At 57.7% G+C, this 12,778-nt stretch carries 11 protein-coding genes; 2 read left to right on the plus strand and 9 right to left on the minus strand.

What is annotated here, in order from left to right:
- Window positions 1-141: 141 nt before the first annotated feature.
- Window positions 142-624, plus strand: a complete 483-nt coding sequence (locus MY069_RS06945; protein ID WP_482796346.1) for a DUF3291 domain-containing protein — start codon at window positions 142-144, stop codon at window positions 622-624.
- A gap of 112 nt (window positions 625-736) precedes the next feature.
- Here MY069_RS06945 and MY069_RS06950 read toward each other — a convergent pair whose 3' ends face one another.
- From MY069_RS06950 to MY069_RS06990, 9 genes are all read right to left on the minus strand, one after another.
- Entirely contained in the window at window positions 737-1,831 is a 1,095-nt protein-coding gene (locus MY069_RS06950) for a UDP-N-acetylglucosamine--N-acetylmuramyl-(pentapeptide) pyrophosphoryl-undecaprenol N-acetylglucosamine transferase (protein WP_482796347.1), read from the minus strand.
- A 10-nt stretch (window positions 1,832-1,841) separates the two neighbouring features.
- The gene (locus MY069_RS06955) at window positions 1,842-2,966 is read right to left on the minus strand and encodes an FtsW/RodA/SpoVE family cell cycle protein (RefSeq protein WP_482796348.1); all 1,125 of its coding nucleotides are present in this window, start codon (window positions 2,964-2,966) and stop codon (window positions 1,842-1,844) included.
- Between the two features lie 9 nt (window positions 2,967-2,975).
- Window positions 2,976-4,397, minus strand: coding sequence for a UDP-N-acetylmuramoyl-L-alanine--D-glutamate ligase (murD, locus tag MY069_RS06960; protein ID WP_482796349.1), 1,422 nt, complete (start codon window positions 4,395-4,397; stop codon window positions 2,976-2,978).
- Between the two features lie 10 nt (window positions 4,398-4,407).
- The gene (gene mraY / locus MY069_RS06965) at window positions 4,408-5,601 is read right to left on the minus strand and encodes a phospho-N-acetylmuramoyl-pentapeptide-transferase (protein ID WP_482796350.1); all 1,194 of its coding nucleotides are present in this window, start codon (window positions 5,599-5,601) and stop codon (window positions 4,408-4,410) included.
- Window positions 5,602-6,020: 419 nt separating this feature from the next.
- Window positions 6,021-7,463, minus strand: coding sequence for a UDP-N-acetylmuramoyl-L-alanyl-D-glutamate--2,6-diaminopimelate ligase (locus MY069_RS06970; protein WP_482796351.1), 1,443 nt, complete (start codon window positions 7,461-7,463; stop codon window positions 6,021-6,023).
- Complete coding sequence (locus tag MY069_RS06975) at window positions 7,460-9,118, minus strand: peptidoglycan D,D-transpeptidase FtsI family protein (protein ID WP_482796352.1); 1,659 nt, start codon at window positions 9,116-9,118, stop codon at window positions 7,460-7,462. Before MY069_RS06975 ends, MY069_RS06970 begins: the two co-directional genes overlap by 4 nt.
- Window positions 9,108-9,449, minus strand: coding sequence for a cell division protein FtsL (gene ftsL, locus MY069_RS06980; protein ID WP_482796353.1), 342 nt, complete (start codon window positions 9,447-9,449; stop codon window positions 9,108-9,110). Before ftsL ends, MY069_RS06975 begins: the two co-directional genes overlap by 11 nt.
- On the minus strand, window positions 9,446-10,438 hold the full coding sequence (gene rsmH, locus MY069_RS06985; protein WP_482796354.1) for a 16S rRNA (cytosine(1402)-N(4))-methyltransferase RsmH: 993 nt from the start codon (window positions 10,436-10,438) through the stop codon (window positions 9,446-9,448). The genes ftsL and rsmH overlap by 4 nt, the downstream gene beginning before the upstream one ends.
- Window positions 10,438-10,929, minus strand: a complete 492-nt coding sequence (locus MY069_RS06990; RefSeq protein WP_482796355.1) for a division/cell wall cluster transcriptional repressor MraZ — start codon at window positions 10,927-10,929, stop codon at window positions 10,438-10,440. The genes rsmH and MY069_RS06990 overlap by 1 nt, the downstream gene beginning before the upstream one ends.
- 365 nt (window positions 10,930-11,294) lie before the next feature.
- Here MY069_RS06990 and MY069_RS06995 point away from each other — a divergent pair, with 365 nt between their 5' ends.
- Entirely contained in the window at window positions 11,295-12,749 is a 1,455-nt protein-coding gene (locus MY069_RS06995; RefSeq protein WP_482796356.1) for a TrkH family potassium uptake protein, read from the plus strand.
- Window positions 12,750-12,778 lie beyond the last annotated feature (29 nt).

Below are 12,778 nucleotides of genomic sequence, written 5' to 3' on the forward strand. Positions count from 1 at the left end.
TCTCTCTGTCCGAATGGGCACTCAAAGGCGCTTAGCCTGTTCCGCGCACTGGAGGCAAGTTCATGATCGATCAGAGACTTTCTCGCTGGCGCTCAATGCCTCAATGTGCATGGGTTCATGACCAAAAGATGGAGGCTTTTCATGAAGATGCACCTGGCGGAGCTGAATGTTGGACGGCTGGTCGCGCCGAAGGAGGATCCGCGCGTCAAAGACTTCATGGACAATCTCGACCTCATAAATGGCTTGGGCAAGCGCATGCCGGGTTTCGTCTGGATGATGGAAAGCTCCGCCGCGCCACAGCCCGGCGTACCGGACGCAATGGTGGATGGTGACCCGCAATTGCTGCCCAATCTCAGCATCTGGGAAGACGTTCAAAGCTTGGAAAAATTCGTCTGGGGCACGGTGCATAAGAAATTTTATGAGCGCCGCGCGGAATGGTTCGAAGTTTTAGACCAGATGCATTTCGTCATGTGGTGGGTGCCAGAAGGCCATGAACCAACGCTCGAAGAAGCCCTCTCCAAACTCGAGCACCGCCAAATCCATGGCGATACCGATGAGGCCTTTGGCTGGGATTGGCTGAAGGAAGCCAAGATGCATCGCACGCATACCTGCCGAGCGGCTTGAGAATGGCCTCAAATATCTGGGCCTCATCCTGAGCGAAGTCGAAGGATGAATACGTGGCACCCCACCCTCGTCCTTCGACTTCGCTCAGGATGAGGGCTACAATAAGTGACACTTAGGGTTTGGCGACCCCTTCCGCCAAACCCGCCAAATCTTGCGCCGCTCTGACATTGCCAATTGCTTTCGCCGCAGCGGCGCGCACTGCAAGATCATTGGCATCGCTGAGGCGCAGCGCAAGCAGCTCTCCGAGCAGGTTCGGATAGACATTGTCTTCAAGCAGCATGTCCGCTGCGCCCGCTTCAACCAGGCCTTCAGCATTGGCTTCTTGGTGATTGTCCATGGCGATTTTGAGCGGGATTAGGATCGAGGGGCGTCCCACCGCCGCAATCTCGCTCACCGTCCCTGCGCCTGACCGCGCGATCACCAAATGGGCCCCCGCCAAACGGTCTGGCATATCGGAAAAGAAGGATTGCAGCGTCGCTTTGACCTGCACTTTGTCATAGATCGCACGCACCTCATCCAATTGCTCTTCACGCACTTGCTGGACGACATGGAGCCGGGCGCGTAATGGCGCTGGAATATGATTAGCAATCGCGAGCGGGATCGCTTGGCCCAAGATCCGGGCGCCTTGCGAGCCGCCAGTGATGAAAACGGTCAGCTCCTCATCCATGCTCGGGAAGGGTACATCGCGCACCGCTGCAATCGGCGCCCGCACAGGGTTGCCAACTGATTGATGATTGGCCCCGCGCGGCAAGCGGTCGAGCCGGTCAAAGCCTGACGCCACCACCGCTGCATTCTGCGCAAACACGCGATTAACTCGGCCCAGAACCGCATTCTGTTCATGGATCAGCAAAGGGATTTTCAGGCGCCGTCCTGCAGATAAAGCCGGATAAGCTGGGTAGCCGCCAAAACCTGCCACCAGGGCCGGGCGCTGGTTCTGTTTGAACCGTTTCACCGCGCCATTGACGCCAGCGCGCAATTTCAAGGCGGTACCAGGCAGCGTCCACGGTTTGCGCATATTCGGGCTCGCCGCTTTGACTTCTTGTTTCCAGGAGGCTGGGAATTTGTCGGCATAGCGCAAACCACGATCATCGCTGATCAGGCCAACTTCCCATCCGCGCGCGGCCATTTCTTCAGCAAAGGCTGCGGCAGGAAACATATGTCCGCCGGTTCCGCCCGCCCCGATCACTACGAGAGGTTTGTCGCTCATATCTCGCTCTCTATTGTCGTTGCCCACGTCGAATGAGCGCCAGCGCCAAGCCTAGGGTCAAAGCCGTTCCAATCATCGACGATCCTCCGGAAGAGATGAAAGGCAGCGTCATCCCCTTTGGCGGGATTAGGCTGACATTTACGGCGATATTCGTGGCAGCTTGAAGGCCGAAAAGCGCAAACAATCCGGTCGCCGCAGCGCGTGGATACGGATCATGCAAACGGGCCGCGGTGCGCAGCCCTTTCCAGACAATGTAGCCAAATATTAGGATCAACCCAACCGCAGCGAGATAACCAAACTCCTCACCCATCACCGCATAGATGAAATCGGTATGCGCATCAGGAAGCGAGGTCTTGATCCGCCCCTCGCCGGGCCCGACCCCAAACAAACCACCCCGCGCAATCGCCTCTGAGGCTTTGTCGATCTGATAAGTGTCATAATCGGTCGGGTTGAGGAAAGAATTGATCCGAAACCGCACATGCGGCAGCGTCGCATATAAAAGCCCCGCAAGCGCGGTGCCGCCACCTGCAAAGATCGCGGCCCAGCGCCACGGCAGACCAGAGACAAAGAAGGTTACGATGAAGGCTGCCGTCAGGAGCGCTGATTGGCCGACATCGGGCTGCAACAAAAGAAACCCGAGCGTGGTGCAGAAAAAGACCAGCGTGATCGCCGCCCATGGCCCATTCGGATAGATCCGCCGCTGCGCCAATAACCAACCAGACAGCACGATCAGAGCGGGTTTCACAAATTCCGACGGCTGCAGGCCAAAACTGCCAATGCGGATCCAGCGCTGGGCGCCTTTTGCCTCATATCCGGCAACCAGAATAAAGGCGAGCAAGACAATCGATCCGAAAAAGACCAGCGCGGCGAGGCGTCTTGCCCAGACGCGGTCCAAGATACTGACCCCGACCATGACACTCACGCCAACACCCACAAACATGGCGTGACGCTGAACAAAATGAAACTCGTTGGCATAGCCCAGCCGCTCAGCTGCAGGCGGCCCGGCCGCGAGCGACATAAGCAATCCAATGCATAACAGGATTAAGGCGGAGGTCAGGATGCTCCAGTCCAAGCCGCGCTGCCATTCTAAGAACCGCCCTGTGGCTGATCTTGGTCGGAGCGCAACCTCAACCATACCCGCCCCCTAAACCGCTTCTTTTTGCGGCTCGACCTCAGCGGCCAGGCGCTGAACAATGGTCCGGAAGGCGTCCCCTCGGGCCTCAAAATCTTTGTATTGATCAAAGCTCGCGCAGGCCGGAGACAAGAGCACAATTGGGTTTGGGTCACCCGACGCTTTGGCCGCATCGAAGGCGGCTTGCGTCGCCGCTTCCAAGGTGCCGCAATTGACCATTTTCACTTTGCCTTTGAGCGTTTTGGCAAAATCATTCGCGCTCTCGCCGATCAGATAGGCCTGCTCAATACGGTCAAACCACGGCTTGAGCGGGGTGATCCCTTCGGCTTTCGCCACGCCGCCAGCGATCCAATGGACCTTAGGCCAAGTTTTAAGCGCCTGTTCGGCGGCCTGAGCATTGGTGGCTTTACTATCATTGACGAAGCGAACGCCTTCGACATCGCCGACCCGTTCCATCCGATGCGGCAGACCTGGGAAGGTACGCATTGCCGCCATGATCCGGCCCGGCGCAACGCCAAGGGCCTGGCACGCCGCATAGGCAGCCGCAGCATTTTGATAATTATGACGTCCTGGCAAGGCTTCAGCTTCCGCCAAGTTGCCAACCCGGATCGCTTGACCGCCTGTACTGTCATAGAAATGACCATCCACCGCGCTGACGCCGCGCGCCAAGCCAAACTCAGAACTGATTTGGATAACCCGCGCATTGCCAGGACGTTGGCGTCCCATCGCAACGGCTTGGGCGTAAGGATCGTCGATGCCGATCACCGCAACATTGCGAATGGTCTGATTGGCAAAGATGCGTTTCTTGGCGTCGACATAACCGTCCATCCCGCCATGGCGATCGAGATGATCTGGCGATATGTTCAAGAATACCGAGACATCACATTGCAGGCTGCTGACCAGGTCGAGCTGATAAGAGGACAGCTCGAGCACATAAATCGAGTTGGCATTTAGCGGCGCCATATCGAGGACGCCGGTGCCAATATTGCCGCCAACGCGGACATCGCGGCCCGCCTCTTTCAAGATATGCCCGATCAAAGCCGTCGTCGTTGATTTTCCGTTCGTGCCGGTGATGCCTACCACTTTCGGACGGCCTTTTTCAGGCAAAGCTTGCACGGCGCGCGCGAACAGTTCGACGTCGCCGACAACCGGCACATTCATCATTTCCGCCATCCGCACCAGGCGATGCGGCTGCGGGAACTTGAACGGAATACCGGGTGACAGCACAAGCGCGGCGAATTTCTGCCAATCGCGCTTATTAATGTCGCTGACATTAACGCCTTCAGCTTCGGCCTTGAGCCGTGCTGCGTCCCCATCATCCCAGGCATGCACACGTGCACCGCCCGCAGCCAAGGCTTTCGCAGCGGACAATCCGGTGCGGCCTAGGCCATAGACGGCGACATCGCGCCCTGCATATTCGGTGATCGGGATCATAGAGTGGGCGCTACCTCAGCTTCAGTGTGGCAAGGCCCGCAAGGGCGAATAAAAGCGATAAGATCCAGAACCGAACCACGACCCGGGTCTCGGGCCAGTTTTTCTTTTGAAAATGGTGGTGCAGCGGCGCCATCAAAAAGATGCGCTTACCTTCGCCGGTGAGTTTTCGGGTGATTTTGAACCAGCTCACCTGCATGACGACAGACAGCACTTCAAGCACAAACAGACCGCCAATCACGGCCAGCGCGAACTCGTGCTTAATTGCTACCGCCACGACGCCAATCAGGCCGCCAAGGCCGAGTGATCCGGTATCGCCCATGAAGACTTTGGCGGGATAGGCATTGTACCAAAGAAAGCCCATTCCGGCGCCCATCATCGCGCCCATCAGCACGGCCATTTCACCAGCGCCTGGCGTGAATTGAATGCCGAGATACCCCGCGAAAACGAAGTTACCGGTCAGGTAAGCGATCAGCGCAAAAGCGGCGCCCGTGAACATGATTGGCACAATCGCCAGCCCATCCAGTCCATCGGTAAAGTTCACGGCATTGGCAAAACCCACGATGACAATACAGGCGAAGACGACAAACAGGCCGCCCAGCGGGAAGAAATAGTCGTTCACAAACGGGATCGCGACGCCGCCAGAAAAGCTCGCTTCGTTGCGCTCGACAGAGGTTTCAGGCGCGAAGCTCGCGACCCATTCAGCCAATGGGTTGAGCGCGCCCCAATCGGCATGCCCCATCGGTGTGTGGGCGCCGTGCAGACCCATAATGAACGCGCCCGCAAGCGCAGCCACTAGGAATTCAGTGCCAAGCCTCAAGCGTGCAGATACACCATCGGTGCTTTGTTTGGTGACTTTGGCATAGTCATCGAGGAAGCCGAGAAACGCGTAAGACAGTGAGACGGCGAGGACGACCCAAATATAGGGATTTGTCAGGTCGGCGAAGAGGACCGTGCCAAGAATCAAACCAATCCAAATCAAGATCCCGCCCATGGTCGGGGTGCCTTGCTTGGCCATTTGCGCTTCAAGCGACAGATCGCGGATCGGTTGGCCTTTGCCTTGGCGCGCGCGCAAGACATCAATCATCCAGCCGCCAAAGATCACCGTCACCAAAAATGCGGTCACCAGCGCCAGTCCCGTCCGGAACGTCAAATAGTTTAACAGTCGCAGCGGCCCTTCTTCGGCCGCCAATAGGTCAAACAGCATCACAACCCCTTGCAGCACCTTCTGCGCCGCTATCCATCACCACATCGTCTGCCCAAGCGCTGCTTTGTCGCTTTCGGTCTGCGAATAGTCTTATTCCGGATGTATTCGCCCGATTAAACAAGGGTTCGAACGCCGAGAATTGCCTTTCTTTTCGGTTAGAATCGCAAGGCGTGTCCCGCAAAAACTTGACGGACTCTTTTCGTTCTCTTCGCTGACTCTGAGTAAGCTGGCAAAGCCCATCTCGCGCCCGGGCTCTGCAACCCACTGTCAGACAAGGAACTTCTTGTTCCATGCGCAACTTCTGACACCTGAACGCGCGCGAAAGCGGCCGAGAGCGGGCTGCACGTCCGCCGAAACCTGTGGAAGAAATCCCCTCGCCCGGTCGTTTCGAAAGCGAGTTAAAAATAGAGATGGAGGGACTATGCATTCGCCGCCTCCTTCAGCGCTTCGGTTGCGCTCTCTTGATCGCTGAACGGAATAATCTTGTCGCCGATGATCTGACCGGTCTCATGACCTTTTCCGGCAATCAGTAGCGTGTCGCCTTTGCGGAGATTTTTCACCGCATGATGAATGGCCGCGCCGCGATCACCGATTTCGACACCATCGGGCACACCCGCCAAGACGTCCGCGCGGATCGCAGAGGGCGCTTCACTGCGCGGATTATCGTCGGTGACAATTACATGGTCGGCATGTTTAGCAGCAACTTCGCCCATTAAGGGGCGCTTGCCGCGATCACGATCGCCGCCGCAGCCAAACACGACAACCAGGCGTCCAGCCGTATGCGGACGCGCAGCGCGGATCAAGACATCGAGCCCAGCAGGCGTATGCGCGTAATCGACAAAGACGCCGGCTCCGTCGGCCGTCTCGCCAACATATTCGAGCCGCCCTTTGACAGGTTGCAGTTTTGACATGCCGGTCGCGACCGCTTGTAAATCAAGTCCGCCCGCCAGGGCCAATCCTGCTGCGGTGAGCGCGTTTAAGGCCTGAAACTCGCCAATCAGCGGCAGATCAATCGCCGCTTTCTCGCCGCGCCAGTCTAGGAATAGGCGTTGGCCGGTCGCTTTCGGCATCAGCTCTTCAATCTTCAGATCTGCGCCGCGCCAACCGACCGAGACAATATCAAGCCCGGCCTCTTGCGCGGCCGCTTCGAAAAACAGGCGCTGATCGCTGTCAGCATTCACCACGGCCGGACATCCTTTCGGCGCGAGCTCGCTGAACAGGCGCAGTTTCGCCGCGCGATATTCATCCATCGTGTTGTGATAATCGAGATGATCTTGCGTGAGATTTGTGAAGGCGACCGCCGTCAGGTCCACCGCATCCAGCCGGTATTGCGCCAAGCCGTGCGAAGATGCTTCCATCGCGGCATGGGTGACACCATCCTTAGCAAGCGTTTGCAGTGTGGCATGGATGGCAACCGGGTCGGGGGTGGTATGGCCAAGATCGATATGGCCACTTGGACCAATCGCACCGAGCGTTCCCATGCTGGCTGATTTCAAACCAGCTGCGTGCCAGATCTGGCGCAGAAAATCGACGGTCGAGCTTTTGCCATTGGTGCCCGTGATGGCAACGATTTGCTCGGGCTGTTTGGGATAGAAGCGCGCCGAGGCTTCCGCCAGTGCGAGGCGCGCATTGGCAACTTCAACGCGCGCTGCCGCGCCGGTGTCTGGCAAGTCCTCGCCAAGCACAGCAACCGCACCCTGTTCGAGCGCGCTTTTGATAAATTTCCGGCCATCCGTCACCACGCCTTGCATCGCGGCGAAGACAAAGCCTGGTTCGACGCGGCGACTATCGGCAGTGATACCGGTCACCTCAGCATCTGCACCAGGCCCGGAATAGAACGGAACAAGCTCTTTCAGGATCATAATGTCGTACCTCTTCTGTCAGCGACAGAGCGGACACGCGGGCTCGATCCTACGGGCTCATCAAATTGCGGCTCAACGCCCAAAATCGGCGCAATCCGCTCAATCACTCGTCCTGCGGTCGGCGCTGCGTTCCAAGCTGCCGTCCGGCCGCGATCTTGTCCGGCCTTAGGAGAGTCCAGCACGATCAATACGACATATTCAGGGCTATCGGCGGGGAATAAAGCGGCAAAGCTGCAAATGTTCTCCGTTTCGGAATATCCGCCCGCGATTGGCTTCTCGGCCGTGCCTGTCTTCCCGGCGACGCGATAGCCGCCAACTTCGGCGCGTGAGCCGGTACCATCAACTACGGCTTTGCGCAGCATGCGAACTACCAGTTCCGCCGTCGGTGCGGCCATAACTCGTTTCGGATTGCGCTGGCGCGTCGGCGCCATCAACAAGGTTGGGGTGACAGTCTCACCAGCATTTGCGAGCGAGGCAAACGCGCTCGTAAACGCAATCGGCGTCACAGCGATGCCGTGCCCATAGCTCGCTGTCGCGCTGTAAAGCTCATCAAATGTTTCGGGCAAGAGCGGACTGGCGCTTCCTGCAAGCTCGATCGGCGAACGCGAGAATAGACCTAAAGACGAGAAGAATTCTTGCTGCCGCCGCGTGCCCATTTGCCAGGCGATTTTGACGGTTCCAATATTTGAACTGTCGGCGATAATCTCATACGCGGTCGGACGCCCAACGATCGGGTGATCATCTTCAATTTGCCGCCCGCGAATGCGCAAAGGCTCCCGCACATCAAAGCGGTCGTTCGGGCGAATGGCTCCGGCATCCAAAGCCCCCGCCACGGTCAGCGGCTTAAACACAGAGCCAAGCTCGTAAACCGCATTGCTTGAACGATCGAGCAGCGCCGGGTGCGCGCGATCAAGCGTCGTTGCCTGGTGCGGATCAAGCGGCGGCCAGCTGGCCATGCCTAGCACTTCGCCGGTTTGAGCGGCCATAACGATGCCAGCCCCCGCCTCGGCTTCATATTCACCAACGGCGGCTGACAATTCGGCCTCAAGGCTGAACTGCACATTCGCATCGATGGTCAGGAACAATGGCTCTGGATCACGCGTTAGTCGATCATCCATCGCATATTCAATCCCGCCCAAGCCTTGACCATCTGCCCCGGCATAACCGAGCAAATGCCCCGCCAGCGTGCCGCGCGGATAGGCTCGGCGGGTTTCTTCACGAAAGCCAATTCCTTCAAGACCAAGCTCAAATACGGCCTGGCGCTGGCGCGGGGTTATGCCGCGATCAATCCACGCAAAAGCTCGCTCTTTGTTGGAAAGGCGTGCTTCGATTCGCTCGACATCAAGCTCAGGTAGCACTTGTGCGAGCTCATTCGCGATCAGAGACGCGTCGCCAATGGCGCGCGGATCGGCAAATACGGAATAGGCGGTCACAGAGGTTGCAAGCAGCCCGCCATTACGGTCGACAATATCTGCCCGGCGTGCTGGCGCTTCGGTGCTCGCAATGCGGGCGACGACCTCGCCCGGCCCGTTCAAGGCGACGGTTAGGCCTTTGATGGCGATCGCGGCAAAAACGGCGAGCAAAGCCATGGATACGATCCGAGTCCGCATACCACCGCCACTCAGTTCAATCTCCGGCGCTTGATCAATTCGCATTGCTGGCCTCCCGATCTACGGGAATGTCAGCGTCGCGCAGCTCCATCGGCGGCCCGATCCGGCCATCCAAATCTACGGTGCGAACAAATTGTTCCGCCCGCGCGGGCACCATGCCGAGCTCGCGGCGGGCAAACTCTTCGATCCATTCTGGGCGAGAGCGATGGGCAAACTCAGCCTGCAAATCAAATTGCGCGGCTTCAGCTTCAGCGATCTGGGCCTCCACCACTTCGATTTCGGCCACCGTTTCCTGCGCGCCATATTTGGCCCGGTAGAGGCTAAAGATGAGCAGCCCGACCACAGCCAAGCCGAACAGGAAAGCACGCTTACTCATAAGGCAGCCTCCAAGGCAGCGAGCGATGGCAGGCGCATGCCGGTCTCAACCGGGTCTTTCCAGATCTCTGCTTCGGTGCGGACCGCCACGCGCAGGCGTGCAGACCGAGCTCTCGGATTGGTGGCGGTTTCCGCTTCACTAGGCTCAATCGCTTTGCGATGAGGCAGTTCAAAGGTTGGATCCGGACCTTTGCTGCGCTCGGGCATATAGCGAGATCCGCCGCCAACCAGACCGGATCGAACGCGCATAAATTGTTTCACCAAACGATCTTCCAGCGAGTGGAAAGTCACCACCACCAAGCGCCCACCGGCCCGCAATAGACGCTCAGCCGCAGCGAGACCACGTGCAAGTTCACCGAGCTCGTCATTCACAAACATGCGGATCGCTTGAAAGGTCAGGGTCGCCGGATGGGTTTTCTTACCGCGCCGTCCGCCAACCGCTTGCTCAACACATTCAGCGAGCTCAAGCGTTGTCGCAAACCCGCCTGACGTGCGCTGATTGACGATCGCGGTGGCGATCCGTTTGGCCTGACGCTCCTCGCCCAATTGACGAATGATGGAGGTCAAGTCACCGACCGACATATGATTGACGACATCTTTGGCGCTCGGACCGGTTTGGCCCATTCGCATATCGAGCGGCCCATCGCGCATGAATGAGAAGCCCCGATCACCCTGATCAATCTGGAAAGAGGACACGCCGATATCCAGCATCACGCCGTCGACTGCAGAAACACCGGCTTTCAGCAACAATGCATCCATGTCGCCGAACCGGCCGAGCAGCGGCAGCAATCGCGGCTGCTCTTCCGTTAAAGTCTCAGCGCGCTCAATCGCGCTTAAATCGCGATCAATTCCATAAAGCGTACAATCGGCTGCCTCGAGCACGCGGAGCGCGTAACCGCCGCCGCCAAACGTACCGTCGACATAGGTCTCGCCATCGCGCGGGGCGAGCGCGACCACCACTTCAGGAAGGAGAACGGGGACGTGACCCATTATTCGTCCTCCCCTACCACGCCGCGAATACCGCCTACGGCTAACGCAGCATTGAAGGAGCCTTCAAAATCGCCCTGCACATCATCAAGCTGCGCTTCCATCTCAGCATCAAAGGCGGCGTAGCGTTTCGGATCCCAGACATAAAAACGGTCCATAGCGCCAACAAAGACGAGATCCTTGCCAATGCCGGCCATATCGAGATGCCGTGTTGGGATTTTGATCCGCCCGGTATCATCGAGCTTCAACTCAACTGCTTTTGAGACAGTGCGGTTCAGAAAGACTTTGCGTGCGGTCGAAGTTGGACTCATGCGCAGCAAAGTGGCTTGGTTTTGCTGCATCAAGGCTTCGCCGCCGCCTTCAAGGCATGGCGATCCATCCAACGCCGGATACAGGAAAATTCGGGCACCGCCGATAAGCGCATGCCGAAAGGTGGCCGGCACTGAGACCCGCCCCTTACTATCTAGCGATGTCTCAAAAGTTGAGACAAACACGCGCATCTCCCATCACTCGCCCCAGGCTGGATCCGCATGGATCTAGCTTGTCTTTTCTTGGGATAACATGGGACAGCTTGGATTCAAATGGGTCGCTTGCTGATTCTTCCCTGTCCACAAGGTCGCATTGACGAAACCAATAAAGAACAAACCAGAACGATAACGGAACGCACCAAAGGGTCTGACCATTAACTCTTACAAAACACTTTGTTTACAGACGGTTAACCATCTCACGAATGTGAAGAAAAATTTCACATAATCCCGGAAAAATTTCACATTGGCCCTCAAATTGAATGGACCAAAGACACCCGCGTTGCCAAAAGTACACGCCTTTTCAGCTTTTTCCCCATAAGCCCCTTTTCAATATGCAACTTCGAGTCGTCATCCTGGCTTTAGGCATCATGACCGCGCTGCTCGGCGCGGCGATGATCCCGTGCTGGCTGCTCGATGTCGCAGATGGCCGCGACGAGTGGCCGGTCTTTGCCGCCAGCGCCACCGTCCTCCTCCTGTTTGGTGGCGGACTGGTGATCATGGCCGGCAATCGCGATGAGCGGGCCGGCGCGCGCGAAGCCTTCTTGCTAACCGTACTGGTTTGGGTCGTTCTGCCCGCTATGGCGGCTATCCCGTTCATGGGCATCGGGATGAGCGTCACCGACGCGATGTTCGAAAGTATTTCCGGCCTGACCACCACAGGCTCAACAGTCATGACTGGCCTCGACTATCAGCCGCGCGGGATCTTGCTCTGGCGTGCCATTCTGCAATGGTTTGGCGGGATCGGGATTATTGTGACGGCAATCGCTATTCTGCCGGTCCTGCGCGTTGGCGGGATGCAGCTCTTCCAGCTCGAAAGCTCGGATGTGTCCGGAAAATTCGTGCCGCGGATCAGTGAAGTCTCAGCCCAGATTGGCATGATCTACCTCTTCATTTCGATCGCTTGCGCCGCGACTTATATGCTCTGCGGGATGACCTCATTCGAGGCCATCGCCCATGCGATGACCACTGTTTCAGCGGGCGGATACTCGACTTATGACGCCTCGTTCGGGGCATTTTATGAAACCCCTGCCGTCCCGGCTGCCATCTTCTTTATGGTCGTTGCCGGGCTGCCATTCAGTCTGCTCGCACTGGCAATGATCCATGGCCGGGTCAAACCGCTGCTCAATGATCCCCAGCCCCGTCTGTTTATGGGTTTGATTGCCGCGATCGCCATCACCGTCTTTGCGCTGCGGGTGATTGCTGACCAGGATTATGTCATTATCGACCCGTTTAATGGCTTCATCGAGACCTTGTTCAATGTCGTCTCGGTGATGACCGGGACCGGCTATGCCACCGCCCCTTATGATGGTTGGGGCGAGCCGATTGTGATGATTTTCTTGATCACAATCTTCCTCGGCGGCTGCGCTGGCTCGGCCGCGTGCGGCATCAAAATGTTCCGCTTGGAAATCAGCTTCCGCGCCGTGCTCGCCCATGCGCAACAGATGGTTAGCCCGCATCGCGTTGTGCGTATCCGCTATGGCGGCAAAGTGATTGATAATGACACGCTGCAATCGGTCATGGTCTTTGTGTTCTTGTATCTCGCGACCTTCATGACCGCCGCGATCCTGCTCAGCCTGACCGGCGAAGACCCACTGACGGCGATCTCTGGCGCCGCGACCAGTGTGTCAAATGTCGGACCCGGCCTTGGGCCTGAAATCGGTCCGGCGGGAACCTTCCAAGGCCTTACCGATCGCGGCAAATGGATTTGCGCCATCGCGATGTTGTTGGGCCGGTTAGAATTCACCGCCGTTTTCGTTCTTATGACCCGCCGGTTTTGGCGCGGATAAGTGCGCGCGATTTAGATTCTCTCATTGCT

It is taken from the genome of Hyphomonas sp. ske169 (genome assembly GCF_056850855.1).